The organism is Beijerinckia sp. 28-YEA-48 (assembly GCF_900104955.1).
Lineage (GTDB): Bacteria > Pseudomonadota > Alphaproteobacteria > Rhizobiales > Beijerinckiaceae > Terripilifer.
This window is the reverse complement of the sequence record NZ_FNSI01000001.1, coordinates 5,265,703-5,282,832: the sequence shown is the minus strand read 5'-3', so window position 1 is coordinate 5,282,832 and position 17,130 is coordinate 5,265,703. Positions and strand designations below refer to the sequence as shown.

The window sequence follows — 17,130 nt, the reverse complement described above, 5'->3', positions numbered from 1 at the left end:
GTGGAGTGACAACGGCGAGCCGCCGAATGCGGGCGGCTGACCGAAGGAATGGATGATCGCATGATTTCGCGTCGGCATTTTCTACAAGCAAGCGCCTCGGCCTCGGCCATCGTCGCGGCCTCAGGTATCGGGCCGCTCAGCCGTGTCGCCGCCCAGCAGCGCCTGAGCCAAAGCGACATTCTGCGCTTCGACCCGCTCGGCACGGTGACAATCCTCCACGTCACCGATCTGCATGCCCAGCTTATGCCGCTGTATTTCCGCGAACCGTCGGTCAACATCGGCGTCGGCGCGGACAAGGGCCTGCCGCCGCATCTCACCGAAGCAGCGTTCCGCGAATATTTCAAAATCGCCACCGGTTCGCCGAACCACTATGCTTTGACCAGCGACGATTTCGTCGCGCTGGCGCGCAGCTATGGCCGCATGGGCGGCGTCGACCGGCTGGCCACCCTTATCAAGGCCGTGCGGGCCGAGCGCGGCGCCGATAAAGTGCTGCTGCTCGATGGCGGCGATACCTGGCAGGGCAGCTGGACGTCACTGCAGAGCAAGGGCCAGGACATGGTCGATGTCCAGGTGGCGCTTGGCATCGAGGCCATGGTCTCCCACTGGGAATTCACCTATGGCGCCGAGCGGGTGAAGGAGATCATCGCCAAGGCGCCCTTCGCCTTCCTCGCCCAGAACATCCGCGACAAGGAATGGCAGGAGCCGGTTTTCGACGCCCGCCGCATGTTCGAAAAGGGCGGCGTCAAAATCGCCGTCATCGGCCAGGCCTTTCCGCGCACGCCGATCGCCAATCCCGCCTGGATGATGCCCGATTGGGAGTTCGGCCTGCGCGAGGAAGACATCCAGAAGCAGGTGGACGAAGCCCGCACGGAAGGCGCGCAAGTCGTCGTGCTCCTGTCGCACAACGGCTTCGATGTCGACCGCAAGCTCGCCAGCCGGGTGAAGGGCATCGATGTCATTCTGACAGCCCACACCCACGACGCCATGCCCGGCGCCATCACCGTCGACAAAACCGTGCTGATCGCCTCGGGCTCGCACGGCAAATTCCTGTCGCGCCTCGATCTCGACGTGCAAGGCGGCAAGGTCAACGGCTATCGCTTCAAGCTGATGCCGATCTTCTCCGATGCCATCACCGCCGACACCGATATGCAGGCCTTGGTGCAGAAGCTGCGCGCCCCGCATGAGAAAGATCTGCAGCGCGAACTGGGCCGCACCGATTCCCTGCTCTACCGGCGCGGCAATTTCAACGGCACCTTCGACGATCTCATCTGCAACGCCATGCTGAGCGAACGCGACGCGGAAATCTCGCTCTCGCCCGGCTTCCGCTGGGGCGGCTCGCTGGTGCCAGGCGATGCCATCACCTTCGAGGCTCTGTCCAATGCCACGGCCATGACCTATCCGGCCTGTTACCGCATGGACATGAGCGGCGCGCAGCTCAAGGCTATCCTTGAGGATGTCGCCGACAACATCTTCCACCCCGATCCTTACTTCCAGGGCGGCGGCGACATGGTGCGCATCGGCGGCATGGGCTATACGATCGACGTTTCCCAGCCAATCAACAACCGCATCTCGGACATGACCTTTCTCAAGACAGGCCAGCCGATCGACCCCTCGCGCAACTACAAAGTCGCCGGTTGGGCCAGCATCAACCAGGCGACGGAGGGACCACCGATCTGGGACGTGGTCGAAAAACATCTCAGCAACGTGAAAACCGTGCGGATCGAGCCCAACACATCGGTGATCGTGCGAGGCGCCTAGCACATATCGGATCGACGGAGGAAAGCTGTGACTAATCATTCCTCATGGGCAAGCCGGCGCGCGTTTCTGCGAACGGCAGCCGTCGCGAGCGCCGGCCTCGCCACGGGCGCGGCCCAGGCGCAAACCCCAGCCATTGCACCAAAGCCCGACCCTGCGATCACCGAAGTGCCCGACTGGACGCGCTATCTCGGTCCCGGCGTGCAGAACGCCCCCTATGGCAGTCCGTCGAAATTCGAAAAGCACATCATCCGGCAAGATGTCGAATGGCTGACGGCGAGCCGTGAATCCTCGGTCAACTTCACGCCACTGCATGCGATCGACGGCGTCATCACGCCTTCGGGCCTGTGCTTCGAGCGCCATCATTCCGGCGTCGCCGAAGTCGATCCCGCCAAACATCGGCTGATGATCAACGGCCTGGTCGACAAGTCGCTGGTCTTCACCATGGACGACATCAAGCGCTTTCCCGGCCGCCTCAACCGCGCCTATTTTCTCGAATGCGCCGCCAATTCCGGCATGGAATGGCGCGGCGCCCAGCTCAACGGCTGCCAGTTCACCCACGGCATGATCCACAATGTCTGGTACCACGGCATTCCCTTGAAGACGCTGCTCGACGAAGCCGGCCTCAAGCCGAAGGGCAAATGGGTTCTGGCGGAAGGCGCAGACGCTGCCGCCATGACACGCTCGATCCCGATGGAAAAAGCGCTGAAGGATTGCATGGTCGCCTGGGGCATGAACGGCGAAGCGCTACGGCCCGAACAGGGCTATCCACTGCGCCTCGTCGTGCCCGGCTGGGAAGGCAACATGTGGGTGAAATGGCTGCGCCGCCTCGAAGTCGGCGACGAGCCTTGGGAACAGCGCGAAGAGACATCGAAATACACCGATCTCCTCGCCGATGGCCGCGCCCGCCGCTACACCTTTATCATGGACGCCAAATCCATCGTCACGTCGCCCTCGCCGCAGGCGCCGCTCTTGTACAAAGGCCCTAACGTCATCTCCGGCATCGCCTGGTCTGGACGCGGCCGTATGCAGCGCATCGACGTTACCCTTGATGGCGGCAAGAATTGGACGACGGCCCGGCTTGATGGCCCCAACATGCCGATGTCGATGGTGCGCTTCTATCTCGACTTCGACTGGGACGGCCGCGAAATGCTGATCCAATCTCGCGCCATGGACGAGACCGGCTATGTGCAGCCGACCAAGGAAGAATTGCGCAAGGTACGCGGCGTCAATTCCATCTACCACAACAACGGCATTCAGACTTGGCTCGTGCGCAGCAATGGAGAGACCGAGAATGTCGAGATTTCGTAACAGTCTCCTCTCAGGCCTCATGCTGGGCGCGCTGCTCGCTCTCACGGCCGCGCCGCTGCAAGCAGAATCAGCGAAGACATCGCATGGTCTGGGCCGCGTCGCCCTGCCGGAAGAGATCGCCGCCTGGGATATCGATATCCGCCCCGATGGCCAGGGCCTGCCGCCGGGCAAGGGCAGCGTCAAAGAAGGCGAAGAGGTTTTCCTCAATCAATGCGCCGCCTGCCACGGCGAGTTCGGCGAAGGCGCCGGCCGCTGGCCGGCCCTTGCCGGAGGACGCGGCACGCTCGACAAGGACAATCCCGACAAGACGATCGGCTCCTACTGGCCCTACGCCTCGACCACATTCGACTACATCCGCCGCGCCATGCCCTTCGGCAACGCGCAATCGCTGACACCAGATGAAGTCTATGCTCTCACCGCCTTCCTGCTTTCCATGAACGATATCGTCAAAGATGACTTCGTACTTTCACGGGAGAACTTTTCCTCGTTGAAAATGCCCAACGTCGGCGGCTTCTATGATGACGATCGGGAAACCTCCGAGAAGGTCTTTTGGAACAAGAATCCCTGCATGAAGGACTGCAAGCCCGAGGTCTCGGTGCTCAACCGCGCCCGCATGATCGACGTGACGCCGGAATCCAAATCCGGTCCCAAGGTCGAATAACGGCGGCTGCCTCGATGCTGAAAAACCTTGTCGTTGGCCTGTCTCTGATCAGCGCCAGCGCTTCAGTTATGCCTGCGGCACAGGCGGCTGGCGATCGAGCGCTGGGCGAATATCTGTCGAACACCTGCGTCACGTGTCATCGGCTGGATGGAACATCACAAGAGGGCATTCCCTCGATCACCAACTGGCCGAACGACCAGTTCGTCGCCGTGCTACAAGCCTATCGCAGCAAGGTGCGCGAACATCAGATTATGAATTCGCTCACGTCAGGCCTTTCGGATGCTGACATGGAAGCATTAGCCGAGTATTTTGGTAGCCTTAGTCGGAAATAAAATCACCGGAGGGTCCAAACATGAACATGAACCGCAGGCAGATCGTTCGTGGCGGCGTCGGCCTTGGCGCCTTTGCATTGGCCGCACCGGCCGTGATCGGCCAGGCCAAACCGCGCGCCGTGATCATCGGTGGCGGTCCCGGCGGCGCCACCGCCGCCAAATACATCGCCAAGGATTCGCAAGGCGCGATCGACGTGGTTCTGGTCGAGCCGACCCGCCAGTTCACCACCTGCTTTCATTCCAATCTGTACCTCGGCGGCTATCGCGATTTCGCTTCGATCACCCATGGCTATGACAAGCTCGTGCCCTATGGCGTGCGCCTCAACCATCAGCTCGCCAACACCATCGACCGCGACAAGAAAGAGGTCGTGCTCGCCGATGGCTCGCGCCTGCCCTATGACCGGTTGGTCGTCTCGCCCGGCATCGATCTGAAATATGACTCCGTTCCCGGCTGGGGCCAGGAGCATGAAGAGACCATGCCGCACGCTTGGAAGGCTGGCCCGCAGACGCAACTGCTGAAGCGCCGCCTCGACGCCGTGCCCGATGGCGGCCTGATCGTCATCGTCGCGCCGCCCAATCCCTATCGCTGCCCACCCGGCCCCTATGAGCGGGCATCGATGATGCTGCACGTGTTGAAATCAACTGGCCGCACCAAGGCCAAGATCATCATCGTCGACCCCAAGGAAAACTATTCCAAGCAGGCGCTCTTCCAGGAGGGCTGGGAAAAATATTACCCCGGCATGATCGAATGGATCGGCCCGAAGATTCACGACGGCATCAAATCGGTCGACCCGAAAACCAACACGGTCGTCACCGGCTTCGAAACCTATAAGGACGCGGCGCTGGTCAACGTCATTCCGGCGCAGACCGCTGGCAAGATCGCCCTCAACGCCGGCCTCGCCAACCAGACCGGCTTCTGCCCGATCAACCCCGAGAATATGAAGTCGGCGCAAGATCCCAACATCTTCATTCTCGGCGATTCCTGCATTGCCGGCGACATGCCGAAATCGGCCTTCTCGGCCAACAGCCAGGCCAAAGTGGCGGCGATGATGGTGCGCGGCGATCTCACCGGCGCCCGCACCTTCCCGGCCCGCTATGCCAACACCTGTTGGAGCCTGATCGAGACCGACGATGCGGTGAAAGTCGGCGGCGCTTATGAGCCAAAGGACGGCAAGATCGCCGCCGCCAGCACATTCATCTCGCAAACCAGCGAGTCGGCGGACCTGCGCAAGCAGACCCAGGCCGAGAATATGGCCTGGTATTCGGCCTTCGTGACCGACGTTTTCGCTTGAAAGTAAGATGTTTGTGAGCAGGATGCGACAAAGTGGATGCCGCTTTTTTGCAAGAATCCTGCTCTAATTAGTCTCATAATAAGAGACCGAGGAAATTGGCGGCGCTCCCCGTGCCGCCTTGCTAACGGAAATCACGACATGAAGCTGAACCTGTTGCCCGTCGCCGCATCGATGCTGTTCGCGCTCGCGCCCGCCGCCGTTCAGGCCCAGGACGCCGCCGCCGGCCAGACCGTCTATAACCAGTGCCGCCCCTGCCATCAGGTCGGCGAGAACGCCCGTAATCTGGTCGGCCCCGAACTCAACGGCCTGTTCAGCCGCAAGGCCGGCTCGGTCGAGGGCTATAGCTATTCGGACGCCAACAAGAATTCCGGCATCACCTGGGACGAAGCGACGTTCAAGGAATATATCGCCAACCCGCGCGCGAAGATCCCCGGCACCAAGATGGCCTTCGCCGGACTGAAGAGCGAAACGCAGATCGACAATCTGATCGCCTATCTGAAGAAGTTCGCGCCGGACGGCAAAACACCGTAATCACGACAGACGTCGCGCTCGCTTTGCCTTGGGCTTCGCGAGCGCGACGCGTTAGCTGACGCTAGATAACGCCCAGCGCATCCATCGCTTCGGCGACGCGCACGAAGCCAGCGATATTGGCCCCCAACACGTAATCCCCCGGCGCGCCATATTCGTCCGCCGTCTGCGCGCACAAATCGTGGATGTTGCGCATGATCGTGGCGAGCTTTGCTTCGGTCTGCTCGAAGGTCCAGCTGTCGCGCGAGGCGTTCTGTTGCATCTCCAACGCCGAAGTAGCGACGCCACCGGCATTGGCGGCCTTGCCAGGCGCGAACAGTACACGGGCTTCCTGGAAGATGCGCACGGCTTCCGGCGTCGAAGGCATATTGGCGCCCTCGCCCACAGCCTTCACCCCATTCTTCACCAGGGTCTTGGCATCAGCGCCGGTCAGTTCGTTCTGCGTCGCCGACGGCATGGCGATCTCACAGGGCACGTCCCAGATGGAGCCGTTTTCGATGTAATGCGTGCCGGCACCCTTCAGCCGCACATATTCGGAAATACGGGCGCGGCGCACTTCCTTCAGCTCCTTCACCAGATCGAGATCGATCCCGCTCTCGTCCACAACATAGCCGTTGGAATCCGAGCAAGCGACGATCTTACCGCCGAACTCGAGGACTTTCTCCATCGTATAGACAGCAACATTGCCCGAGCCGGACACGACCGTGCGCTTGCCCTCGAAGGTCATGCCCTTGGTCGCCAGCATGCGCTCGACGAAATAGGTCGCGCCATAGCCCGTCGCCTCGGTGCGGGCACGTGAGCCGCCGTAGAACAGCGCCTTGCCCGTCAGCACGCCCGCCTCGTAACGATTGGTCAGGCGCTTGTACTGGCCAAACATATAACCGATCTCACGGCCACCAACGCCAATGTCGCCGGCCGGCACGTCAGTATATTCGCCAATGTGACGATGCAGCTCGGTCATGAACGACTGGCAGAAGCGCATGATCTCGCCGTTGGAGCGACCGCGCGGGTTGAAGTCAGAGCCGCCCTTGCCGCCACCGATCGGCAGTCCGGTCAGCGCGTTCTTGAAGATCTGCTCGAAGCCGAGAAACTTGATGATGCCGATATTGACCGAGGGATGGAAGCGGATGCCGCCCTTATAGGGGCCCAGCGCCGAATTGAACTGGACGCGGAAACCACGGTTGATCTGCACCTGGCCCTTGTCGTCCACCCAAGGCACACGGAAGATGATCTGCCGCTCCGGCTCGCAGAGCCGCTCGATGAGGGCGTTATTGGCGTAATTGGGATGTTTGGCGACGACGCGGCCAAGGCTCTCCAACACTTCGCGGACGGCCTGGTGAAACTCCGTTTCGCCTGCATTGCGGCGCAGAACTTCATTCAGGATGGGCTCAAGCTTCTCATCAACAGCAACCAATTGGTCACCTCCGGTCTTTCTTGGACGACCAACGGTGACGCCGTATCGCCTGTGAGGGATCGGCATTCCTCCCTCCCCAGTCGAGCGGATGCCTATATTTTGAGCATCCGCATAGCAGCCTGAAGGCCTCCCCGTCCAGCCGGAACGGAGAGGTTAAATAGCCGCATGAACCGATAAATCTCGGCCCACGGCGGCAATTCGGGGTCCGGTGACGGATGGCGGCGCGTGTCCAGCCACGGAAAGACAGAAAAATATCGCCCCGGCTTTCTTCCTACGCCAAGGCGACACCGACGATCAGCGCGACGGCGCCCAAATCCAATCGACGCGATCATCGGTCACCGTCTTGGGCAGAGCGCGATGCCAGTTGGCTGCATCGTTGACATCGCCCTTGCCGGAATATTCAGCGACGGCGGGATAGGCATAAAGCGGCCGTGTGCGCTTGACGCTCTTATCCGCATTGAGCTGCGTGGCAAGAATGCCATCAGGCGCGATACCTTTTTCAACCCATGCGACCATCGCCGAAAGCAAGTCGAACTCGTTAGGCGCATCACCACCGCTACAATGAAACATGCCGGGCACGAGGAAAACACGGAACCAATCGCGCGTCGCCTCGAGTCCGCCTTGGCGCGTATGGACCTGCGCATAGTAGTCGAGTGTCCCCACCGCCGGCACGCCTGCGTCAGCCCAGCCATGATAGACGATCAGCTTGCCGCCAGCCTTCTGGAAGTTGGCCAAGTCAGGCGCGGTCCGTGGCGGCATGACATCGAACAACGCGACCTGCGACTCCATCGCCGCGACATCCTTGTCCCAGGTGAAATCGCGATAACTGAAAGTCGGGCGCACTTCGGCGAAGGCCAAGTTTCTCAGCGCCGAATTGGCGATTTCAAGCCGGTTTTTGCTGCCGCTATAGACACCGGCACCCCAACCGAGTTCGCTGCCGAAGGCGCGACCGCCAGGCGTCAGTCGTTGGCCTTTGCTGTTGCGCGGACCGTCATAAAGCGCGACGGCCGCATCGATTTGCGCTTTGGTCAAACAATCATCCCGATCGATGCCGGCTGCGCACAGCAATGTTTTTGGATCAAAGCGACATTGGCGCGGATCAGTCAGGATTCCATCTTCCAGGCCATCGAGCTTGTCGCAGGCCTTCATCACCGCGCGATGCAGGAGTTCGACCTTGGCCAGGGTGAAGACATCATTGTCACTGGTGTCGAGCAGATACTGCGCGTCCCAAGCCGCCGCAATCCCCTGCCGGGTCGGCATCGCAAAATCGCCCGCGATGATGCCGTCAAAATCCCCGGGATAGAACTGCGCTTCGCTTAGTCCTTCGCGGCCGCCAGTCGAGCATCCGCGGAAATAGGAGCGCGCCGCCCGTTGCCCGTAGTAGGCGTTGATGACCGCTTTGGAGACGACGGCAACCACATGCGCCGAGCGTTTGCCAAAATTCTCTCGCTGCTCCGCGACACCACCCCACGGATCGGCCTGCCACATCGTGCCCTTATGTCCCATGTCGTTAGAGGAGACGACCAAGTCCTGGGCTTGGGCATCGGCACAAAAACGATCGGTTTGGATTGCCCCGCACATGCCGAAACAACCGGCCTGAAAGTAGCGACCATTCCAGCTTTGGGTCGGCAAACGAAGCTCGAAACCGATCTGCGGGGCAATCGTGCCTTCGACCTTGCAATATTCTTTGTTGCCCCCGGATGCGGCAACGACCGTAGCCGACGTGATCGATGTCGACGCTTCCGAAATAGTCTTGAAATCAGCTTGCAGCAAAGATGCGCATTCGATCGCGCCGCGCGTCTGCGCATCAATCCTCGCCACTGAAACGGTCGATGCCGATTGAGCCCAGGCTGGGGCCATCTGCGCTACACCAGCGCCCAGCAACAGAAGAAATATCAAAGCTTTTATACGCATGGGTTCTCTCCCTCCGCGCCTCATCGAAGTGTTTTGAAAATGTCGAGCGCCTACTCGATCGAGCCAACCGCTGCGACGAATCAGGTGACAGAAATCGCAGCGCCCCGCCGCGCCTGGGCGATCGGCGGCAAGAGGAACATCAGCGCCGCAGCCAGCAGGCAGGCCGGCGCGCCGATGAGCAGAATGGCCTGGTAAGATCCGGTCTTATCGAAAACGAGACCGAACGCCATCGGCCCCAAGCCCATGGCCACCAGAACCGCGCCGAAGATGACGCCAAAGATTTCGGCGAAACATTTCAGACCGAAATAGCGGCTGGTCATATAGGCGAGCATGTCGACCTCGGCGCCAAGGCTGCCGCCCAAGAGCACCGCTGCCACCACGATCGCCCAATCCGGCAGCGGCACCGCCAGCAACAGCAGACCGAGCGCCGAGATGGAGAAGAACGTCACCGCGACAAGCCGTGCGTCGAACTTGTCGATGAGAAAGCCGATGAAAACGCGCCCGCCGAACGTCGCGAAGCCAAAGAGCGAGGCAATGCCAGCCGCGGCCGCCGCCGTCAGCCCGCGATCCGTCAGCATTGGCGTCAGATGCGGGATCAGACCATAGAGCACGAAAGCCAGTGTGATGAAGATCGCCGCCAGTAACCAGAAATTCCGCTGCCGCATCGCTTCCGACAGGCTCATGCCCGCGAGATCTTTTTTCGCTGCGCTATTATCTTCAACCTGGCCGCCGTCCGGCGTTTCCTTGAGAAAGAAAAACACCAGCGGCAGGACGATGCAGAACATGATTAGACCGAGGACGACATAACCCGCCTGCCAGCCGAACTGGCTGATCGCCGCATGGCCGACCAGCGGCACATAGGCAAAGCCAAGGCCGGTGCCGCTGCCAGCGATGCCAATCGCCAAGCCGCGCGAGCGATCGAACCAGGACGCCAGCACCCGCATGTAAGGCACGCTATTGGTGCCAGCGGCGATCGTTCCCATCAGCACGTAGATCAGCATGAACTGCCAGAACTGCGTGACCAGAAACGGGATCGCCAGCATGCAGAGGCCGAGAAGGACGATAGACGGGATCAACACCCGACGCGGCCCGATCCGATCCACCAGACGGCCGACGAAGGGCATCGAGATCGCCGTGCAGATCATCATCACCGAGGCCGCCGAGCTGACTTCCGTGCGGCTCCAGCCGAATTGTTTTTCAAACACCTCGATGAAGAGGCCCAGGGACGCGATGCCAAAAGCCGCTGGCCCGGCCGATATGCCGATGAGGCAGACGGCGACAAGGAGCCATCCTCTGCCAGAGATCCGCTCGTAAGCGTGGACAGGCGCGCTGGACGTTGAAACGCTCATCAACCGATCTCCCCTGACAAATAGGCCCCAGATCAGCACGCCCCTCGCGCCTTATTTTGCCATGTCCCGGCTGGCGGCGCTGCGAGAAGCTTCGTCTTAGAGATCGTGCTGCCGTTCAATATTGTCAGACAAAGCTATCCTGGCAGACAAAATTTGGAAATAGGCTTTCACGACGAATTTGACGATTTTTCAAATTCTAGCCGCTCCAGCTCTCGTTCGGAATCAATTAAAATCAACAATATCAGCAAGATATGATTCTGAAATAAATTTGCATACTGAACACGGTATACAATAACGAAGACAAATGGTATCGATGCGAAAATAGGCAATGCCTATTCGGAGGAAAAAATGTCTGACAATCTATTCTCGGTAAAGCAAACCAGCCCGCATGTCGGAGCTGAAATTTCGGGCCTTGATCTGACCCAGCCACTGTCCGACGCCGCATCTTCGAAGCTGCGCCACGTCTTGGCCGAACATGGCGTTCTGTTCTTTCGCGACCAGCAGCTCACGCCAGACACTCTGAAGCGATTGGGCGCGCAATTCGGCGATCTCACCACCCACGCCCTGAAAGGCATGCCGGGTCATCCGGAAGTGCGAAATATCTATGCCGATGAAAAGTCCAAACACGTCTCCGGCGAGGACTGGCACACCGACATGTCCTGCAACGAAACGCCGCCGTTGGGCAGTATTCTATGCATCCAGATCCTGCCCGATATCGGCGGCGATACGATCTTCTCCAGCATGTATGCCGCCTATGAAGCATTGAGCGATCGCATGAAAGCCTATCTCGAAGGCCTCACCGCCACCCATGATGGCGCCAAGGCCTTCCGGCGTTTCGACCCGAACGGCAAATTTCCCATCGCCACCCATCCGGTGATCAAGAGCCATCCGGAAAACGGACGCAAACTGATCTATGTCAATCGCGGCTTCACGTCCCACATCAATGAACTGCCGCCGGCGGAAAGCGACAACCTGCTCACCTTCCTGTTCAACCATTGCGAAAAGCCAGATTATTCGACGCGCTTTCACTGGGAGAAGAATTCGGTGGCGTTCTGGGACAACCGATGCACGCAACATCTCGCGGTCTGGGATTACTTCCCAAACAAGCGTTCCGGCATCCGCGTACAAATCGAACAGTGATCTTCGAGCGAGGCGGCTGGCGGCGCTATTGCGCGGCTGCCGGCCGCCCTTTAATCTCTCTTAAAATTTTGTCGGACAAAGCTTTTGACCGGCAATCGCTAAGTGTCTTTGGAAACGCGCCCAGTATCATGATGTCGAAAACACCGATGGTTACGCGCGGCGGCCTCCTTCGCGATCAGGTCTACGACCTGATCACCGACGATATGAAATCGTCGTTTCTGGTGCCCGGCCAACGCGTGCCGGAACTGGTGCTGGCCGAACGCTATGGCGTGTCGCGCACCCCCGTGCGCGAAGCGCTGATCAAACTACAACGGGAAGGCCTGGTCGAGGCCGCCGGTCGAGGCTATGTCGTCTTGGAAACGACCAGCGAGGAACTCCTCGATCGGCTGTTCGTGCGCCGTCTGCTCGATCCTCAGGTGGCGCACCGTGCCGCTCTCGATGGCGACGACGCCCAGATCAAATCCTTGCAGCAAGCCCTGCAGGCGCAGATCGCCGCGCATAAGGCGGACGATCACAAAGCCTTCGTCGAAGCCAACCAAGCCTTCCGGCAGTTGCTCAACGCCATGTGCCGCAATGCCATCTTGTCGCGCTGCGCCTCGCTCGTCGACGAGCAGTTCCGCGTTTCGCGCTCGAAAATCCATGAGGATGCCAGTTCGCGCGCCCAGACCATTCGGCATGAACGCCGGCTGGTGCGCGCCATCACCACCCGCAACCCCGACGAGGCGGCCGAAGTGATGAGCGATTTTCTCGCCATCCTGATCGCAGAGGCGACCAAACTCGCCACCGCCAGACAGCGGCAGCCTCATCGCGCCTGAGTAAATCACGTTTGCCAATACGGCTCTCTTGATCCGTGGCCGTGGCCGTGGCGACGCCATCGTACGCCCGACATGGGCCTCGCCGTTTATCGCGCCTTTTTTACCGAGACCAGCGCACAATTGCTGCTACAGTCCAAGCAACTGACGGACCGTCTGTCAGTGGGTGGAAACAGAAGCGAAGCAGAAGTGAACCGCAAAAGCGGTCGCTTGAAACTGGAGAGGGGTATGATGGAAGCCAATACTCGCATGAGTGCCGGAGATTTTGATCAGCGGGTACTCGATCTCTACGACGATTATTGTCACGGCCGGATCGACCGCCGCCAGTTTTTCGCCGGTGCCGGCAAATTCGCCGGGACTGGCGTGAGCGCGGCGGCCTTGGTCGGCATGCTGATGCCGAACTACGCCCTCGCCCAGCAGGTGAAGCCCGACGATACGCGCATCAAGACAACGATGATCACCTATGAATCGCCCAAGGGTAACGGTCCCACCAAGGCGCTGCTGGCTAAGCCCGCGGCAAGCGGCAAGTATGGTGCGGTCGTCGTGGTGCATGAGAACCGCGGCCTCAATCCCTATATCGAGGACGTCGCCCGACGGCTGGCGGTGGCCGGCTTCATCGCCTTAGCACCCGACGGCCTGAGCTCGCTCGGCGGCTATCCCGGCGATGACGACAAAGGCCGCGAGATGCAGGCCAAACTCGATCCTACCAAGCTGTTGATGGATTTCATCGCCGCCTTCGAATGGCTGAAAAAAGATCCCGACACCAACGGCAAGGTCGGCGCGGTCGGCTTTTGCTTCGGCGGCAGCGTCGTCAACCAGATGGCCGTGCTTTTACCGGATCTGGCGGCGGCTGTTCCTTATTACGGCGTCGCGCCCAAAGCGGAAGACGTGCCGCGCATCAAGGCACCGCTGCTTATCCAGCACGGCGAACTCGACAAGCGCCTGGTCGAAGGCCTGCCGGCTTACGAAGCGGCGTTGAAGGCCAACAACAAAAGCTACGAAGCCTTCATCTACCCCAATGCCAACCACGGCTTCCACAACGACACGACGCCGCGTTACGACAAGGCGGCCGGCGAGCTCTCCTGGCAGCGCACGATCGCATTCTTTAAGAAGAACCTCGGATAGCCAGACACGCGAAAGTAAAAACGCTTACCGATGGGCCGCGCAGACACTGGGCGGCCCATTGCATATCGCCGTACTATTCACGGTTGCTACAGCCGTGCCTAAGCGATCGGGAGAATGTGGTCCCTGGTGAGGGGCGCAAGCGTGATCGGGGGCGGTGATTTGGGATCAACCCACACAACTTCTTCAATTTCGGCACTGGGCTGAATCGCGGCACTCGCCACCGAAAGCCTGAAAATATCCGCAATGACGATATGCCCCGGCTCATTCGCGGCAACAGCTTCGAATTGACCGACAAACGCGATATCGCACTGGCCAATGTCCAGACTGAGCTCTTCACGCAGCTCGCGCCGCAGCGCTTCAAGCGATGTTTCTCCGCTATCGATCTTCCCGCCAGCCTGCATGAAGGCCAGCGCCCCTTTCTTCCGAACCAAGAGGGTTTGGCCGCTCGGATCGTTGATGATCGCCGAGGCAATGCGGATGATGGAGCTTGGAGAGGTTGTCACGCCTCAGAGCCTTCAGGACGAGCGCTTACGCGGGGAAGCGCATAGTCCGCGAAGTCGAGGAAGGTTGCCAGACTGTAGGAAGGACTATTTGTCGGAAAACTGCGGAAAAAGTTTCATGGGCGGTGAACCCAGCCCAGCCGCCGCCGTCTCGGGCTCGCCATTGCTGCTGTTTTCCTGTGAGGCCGCCGGCTGTCGCAGGCTCCGGCCGATGAACACGATATTCCTGCGCGCGGCGTCGATCAGTTCCGCGCTTGTATATCCGTGCAGCGGATAGAGCGCGAAGCCCGGAGCCGCGAAGCGCAGATTATCGCCTTTTTCAGCCAGGAGCACGGACAGGCGACGGGCGGTCTCCAGCAGATCGCTTCTGCTACGAAGCCTTGACACGAAGACCGCGATTTCGTTCGCCTCCGTAACCTGAACGCAGTCGGTTACCCGAAGCGCGCGCCTCACCTCATCCGCAAGATCGAGGATCCGGCTTCTAAGTTCGGGCTGTGCCGCCACCTCATCACTGCTCGACGAATGCAGCGACAGGCAGACCACGCCCATGATCTGATTATCTTCCAGAGATTGATCGCCAGCCATCTGCACGCGATCTTCGAATTTCAAATGGGCATAGTCACTGCCAAACGGATTCTTTTGGCTTTCGCACCGACTGCCGGCCCTTCTCGTCACGATCCTCGCCCAGGCCGTGAATGTCCGCATCCATTTTGCCTGGCGAGAGCCCCCGACGCCCAGGTGTTCGTCAGAAATCAGGCCCTGATACTTCCATTTCCTGCTGCCGATCACACACAAGCCAAGAAACAATACGGAACAGGCGACGAGAAGCCAAAGCCCCATGGGAGCACTCTTAGCCGTCATATCCGCGGCCGCTTCCTGGATCTGGCTCGACGCCGAGATCGCCACGACCGTCGTATGACTGGTTGCCGTTCCAATCAGATAGCCCGCGCCAAGCAGTACCTCTCCGATGAGAACGTTCCTGCAGCTGATCGACATGCTACCGCTCATGCTCCAAGCTATAGGCCAAGCCATATCTCTCCGAGCCCACAGACCTATTGGCGAAGCAATCGGCATGCACACAGCCCGGCAAAGCATGACCAGCCAATCCGAACTTCATGGCAAACCCGCGAGGGCCAGCCTTGAAGCGCAAAAGGCTCTAAATAGCGCAATGTAGGGAAGGGAATTCCGGACTGAGACCGGCACGACCTGGCGGCATCATGCCTCTGCGTTGCCCAGGCCACGCCTGGAAACAGCAAGTCGTGCCAACAAGGTAAGCCAGGAAGGTTTCAAACGTCTTAAAGGCAGTCGCGGGTGAAAGGCGCCGAAATACCATCGCCTTGCCCCTTCCTGAACGAAGGAACGCGATAAGGCCGGTCAACGCGTGGCGTTGCCGGCCCCTCCATCGGCCTGAAGCGACCTGCGCTGGACCGCGCAGGCCACACGGCTGATTTCCGAGATCTATCCAGAGACCTGCTTGGCGTTGAGAATCGCGTCGTAGAACATTTCGGTATTCTGCTGCGCCCCGCTCGCCTGATTCTCGAATGTAAGGCTGCGAATGTCGACGCTGGCGCGATCGTCCTCCAGTTCGAGACTGAAGAGCGCCCTCACACCGGCATTCTTGAATTCGAGATCAAAGGCGACCGCCGGCCGCGCTTTCCAGTCGACACGAAGGGTTGCGCCCCAGTTGAATGTGATCGTCCCTGGCTTGAAATACAGCTCCGCTGACGAATTAATCAGATCGCCGACGTTCGCGAAGTTCTCGGATTTGATATGAAAAATGAAGTCGCTGATATCGACCATGCGCAGCTCGGATGCAACATCGACAATACCGTCCGCAAGAATTTTTTCATGGAAATACGAGAGCTCAGTCCGCTGAGAAGGAAGCAATGTCGTTCGCCTTTCGCCTTCTGAGACCTTCCTGGCCTTCAGTTCGTAAAATATGGATCAACCCAGCCACTGCTTTGTAAAACGCTGCAGGAATCAATTGATCAACAGCGACAGCGTCGAACATGGACCTTGCCAGAGCCTTGTCTTCCACGACCGGAATGCCATTCTTTTCCGCCAGCTCTCTGATTTTAAGCGCGATAAGGTCCTTTCCCTTGGCCAGGACAACAGGCGCGCCGCTCTCGCCACTGACGTAACGCAGCGCGATCGCATAATGCGTCGGGTTGGCGATCACGAGTGTGGCGCGCGGAACCGAGGCCATCATGCGCTTGCGCGCTCGCGAGATCGCAAGCGAGCGCAGGCGCGACTTCACGATCGGATCGCCCTCGGACTCCTTCATTTCATCTTTTATTTCCTGCCGGGTCATACGCAGATCGCGATACCATTTGATTCTGACCCACACGATGTCCGCAGCGACAATGATCCCCACGCCGATTGTCAATGCGGAGATCAGCTTGATGGAAATTGCCAGCGTGCGCGCCGGTATGGAGCCAGGATCGACAAAGACTGAATCGATAAGCGCCTGGCTTTCAGATCGCAGCACGATCGCCGCGACACAGCCGACCGCTAGGAGCTTGGCAATCGATTTGGCAAATTCGACCTGTCCCGAGAGTCCGAAGATGCGCTTGAAACCCGCCTTGGGTGAAATCCGAGACAGATCCGGCGAGATCCTCTCCAAGGAGATTTGTGGCAGATTCTGCGCCACCGAAGAGGCGATGCCAAACAACATAAATACGCCGACAACGGGCAGAATGAAGATCGCCGATTGCAGCCCGATTGGCCCGAGAATCTGAAAGACATCGGGGCCATGGACTATGTTCCATTCGCCCGGAGTATCCATTATCTGGGCGAGCATCTGCACAAGCCCTATTGCATTCGGCACAACCAAGAAACCGCTGACGACGAGAATACCGCACAGCGATGCAAAGACCGCCGCCTCCCTCGAGAACGCCGTTTGGCCTTTCTCGATCGTATCGAAAATCTTCTTTTCGGTAGCGTCTTCGGTTTTTGAATCAGGATCCGGCTGTTCGGACATGACGACCCGTTCCTAAA

The 17,130-nt window shown here is 59.6% G+C and carries 16 protein-coding genes; 9 read left to right on the top strand and 7 right to left on the bottom strand.

Translation table 11 applies throughout. The features are described 5' to 3' along the window. Positions 1-60 precede the first annotated feature (60 nt). From soxB to BLW50_RS24735, 6 genes are all read left to right on the top strand, one after another. Entirely contained in the window at positions 61-1,758 is a 1,698-nt protein-coding gene (soxB, locus tag BLW50_RS24760; RefSeq protein WP_090709656.1) for a thiosulfohydrolase SoxB, read from the top strand. Between the two features lie 27 nt (positions 1,759-1,785). Further along, positions 1,786-3,066, top strand: coding sequence for a sulfite dehydrogenase (gene soxC / locus BLW50_RS24755; protein ID WP_090707527.1), 1,281 nt, complete (start codon positions 1,786-1,788; stop codon positions 3,064-3,066). Continuing rightward, positions 3,050-3,727: a c-type cytochrome gene (locus BLW50_RS24750; protein WP_090707526.1), complete on the top strand. Its 678-nt coding sequence runs from the start codon at positions 3,050-3,052 to the stop codon at positions 3,725-3,727. Before soxC ends, BLW50_RS24750 begins: the two co-directional genes overlap by 17 nt. 14 nt (positions 3,728-3,741) lie before the next feature. Next, complete coding sequence (locus BLW50_RS24745; protein ID WP_090707525.1) at positions 3,742-4,059, top strand: c-type cytochrome; 318 nt, start codon at positions 3,742-3,744, stop codon at positions 4,057-4,059. Positions 4,060-4,079: 20 nt separating this feature from the next. Beyond that, complete coding sequence (locus BLW50_RS24740; RefSeq protein WP_090707524.1) at positions 4,080-5,351, top strand: NAD(P)/FAD-dependent oxidoreductase; 1,272 nt, start codon at positions 4,080-4,082, stop codon at positions 5,349-5,351. A 138-nt stretch (positions 5,352-5,489) separates the two neighbouring features. After that, complete coding sequence (locus BLW50_RS24735) at positions 5,490-5,882, top strand: c-type cytochrome (protein WP_090707523.1); 393 nt, start codon at positions 5,490-5,492, stop codon at positions 5,880-5,882. 61 nt (positions 5,883-5,943) lie between these two features. On the opposite strand, the gene gdhA is transcribed toward BLW50_RS24735, so the two are convergent. The 3 genes from gdhA to BLW50_RS24720 form a co-directional block, all read right to left on the bottom strand. Further along, positions 5,944-7,293, bottom strand: coding sequence for an NADP-specific glutamate dehydrogenase (gene gdhA, locus BLW50_RS24730; RefSeq protein ID WP_090707522.1), 1,350 nt, complete (start codon positions 7,291-7,293; stop codon positions 5,944-5,946). 294 nt (positions 7,294-7,587) lie between these two features. Continuing rightward, positions 7,588-9,207: a tannase/feruloyl esterase family alpha/beta hydrolase gene (locus BLW50_RS24725; protein ID WP_170850340.1), complete on the bottom strand. Its 1,620-nt coding sequence runs from the start codon at positions 9,205-9,207 to the stop codon at positions 7,588-7,590. Between the two features lie 80 nt (positions 9,208-9,287). After that, positions 9,288-10,556 carry an MFS transporter gene (locus tag BLW50_RS24720; RefSeq protein WP_210186120.1) on the bottom strand — a complete coding sequence of 423 codons (1,269 nt, stop codon included), beginning with the start codon at positions 10,554-10,556 and terminating at the stop codon, positions 9,288-9,290. A gap of 348 nt (positions 10,557-10,904) precedes the next feature. On the opposite strand from BLW50_RS24720, the gene BLW50_RS24715 reads away from it, so the two are divergent. From BLW50_RS24715 to BLW50_RS24705, 3 genes are all read left to right on the top strand, one after another. Further along, positions 10,905-11,696, top strand: a complete 792-nt coding sequence (locus BLW50_RS24715; protein ID WP_090707520.1) for a TauD/TfdA dioxygenase family protein — start codon at positions 10,905-10,907, stop codon at positions 11,694-11,696. A gap of 128 nt (positions 11,697-11,824) precedes the next feature. After that, positions 11,825-12,511, top strand: coding sequence for a GntR family transcriptional regulator (locus BLW50_RS24710; protein ID WP_170850339.1), 687 nt, complete (start codon positions 11,825-11,827; stop codon positions 12,509-12,511). A 228-nt stretch (positions 12,512-12,739) separates the two neighbouring features. Next, entirely contained in the window at positions 12,740-13,633 is an 894-nt protein-coding gene (locus tag BLW50_RS24705) for a dienelactone hydrolase family protein (RefSeq protein ID WP_090709650.1), read from the top strand. A gap of 98 nt (positions 13,634-13,731) precedes the next feature. Here BLW50_RS24705 and BLW50_RS24700 read toward each other — a convergent pair whose 3' ends face one another. The 4 genes from BLW50_RS24700 to flhB form a co-directional block, all read right to left on the bottom strand. Further along, a complete protein-coding gene (locus BLW50_RS24700) occupies positions 13,732-14,136 on the bottom strand; it encodes an NUDIX hydrolase (RefSeq protein ID WP_090707518.1) in 405 nt (134 codons plus the stop codon). Positions 14,137-14,220: 84 nt separating this feature from the next. Beyond that, entirely contained in the window at positions 14,221-15,129 is a 909-nt protein-coding gene (locus BLW50_RS24695; protein WP_090707517.1) for a hypothetical protein, read from the bottom strand. Between the two features lie 462 nt (positions 15,130-15,591). Next, positions 15,592-16,020 (bottom strand): hypothetical protein, encoded by a 429-nt coding sequence (locus BLW50_RS24690; RefSeq protein WP_210186119.1) that lies wholly within the window; start codon positions 16,018-16,020, stop codon positions 15,592-15,594. Further along, entirely contained in the window at positions 15,998-17,113 is a 1,116-nt protein-coding gene (flhB, locus tag BLW50_RS24685) for a flagellar biosynthesis protein FlhB (RefSeq protein ID WP_090707515.1), read from the bottom strand. Before flhB ends, BLW50_RS24690 begins: the two co-directional genes overlap by 23 nt. Positions 17,114-17,130 lie beyond the last annotated feature (17 nt).

What these genes read in the sequence shown, in the direction of transcription:
- soxB (WP_090709656.1), top strand. Translation starts at nt 61, where the DNA reads ATGATTTCGCGTCGGCATTTTCTACAAGCAAGCGCCTCGGCCTCGGCC.
- BLW50_RS24750 (WP_090707526.1), top strand. Translation starts at nt 3,050, where the DNA reads ATGTCGAGATTTCGTAACAGTCTCCTCTCAGGCCTCATGCTGGGCGCG.
- BLW50_RS24745 (WP_090707525.1), top strand. Translation starts at nt 3,742, where the DNA reads ATGCTGAAAAACCTTGTCGTTGGCCTGTCTCTGATCAGCGCCAGCGCT.
- BLW50_RS24740 (WP_090707524.1), top strand. Translation starts at nt 4,080, where the DNA reads ATGAACATGAACCGCAGGCAGATCGTTCGTGGCGGCGTCGGCCTTGGC.
- BLW50_RS24735 (WP_090707523.1), top strand. Translation starts at nt 5,490, where the DNA reads ATGAAGCTGAACCTGTTGCCCGTCGCCGCATCGATGCTGTTCGCGCTC.
- BLW50_RS24725 (WP_170850340.1), bottom strand. Translation starts at nt 9,207, where the DNA reads ATGCGTATAAAAGCTTTGATATTTCTTCTGTTGCTGGGCGCTGGTGTA.
- BLW50_RS24720 (WP_210186120.1), bottom strand. Translation starts at nt 10,556, where the DNA reads ATGAGCGTTTCAACGTCCAGCGCGCCTGTCCACGCTTACGAGCGGATC.
- BLW50_RS24715 (WP_090707520.1), top strand. Translation starts at nt 10,905, where the DNA reads ATGTCTGACAATCTATTCTCGGTAAAGCAAACCAGCCCGCATGTCGGA.
- BLW50_RS24710 (WP_170850339.1), top strand. Translation starts at nt 11,825, where the DNA reads ATGATGTCGAAAACACCGATGGTTACGCGCGGCGGCCTCCTTCGCGAT.
- BLW50_RS24705 (WP_090709650.1), top strand. Translation starts at nt 12,740, where the DNA reads ATGGAAGCCAATACTCGCATGAGTGCCGGAGATTTTGATCAGCGGGTA.
- BLW50_RS24695 (WP_090707517.1), bottom strand. Translation starts at nt 15,129, where the DNA reads ATGTCGATCAGCTGCAGGAACGTTCTCATCGGAGAGGTACTGCTTGGC.
- flhB (WP_090707515.1), bottom strand. Translation starts at nt 17,113, where the DNA reads ATGTCCGAACAGCCGGATCCTGATTCAAAAACCGAAGACGCTACCGAA.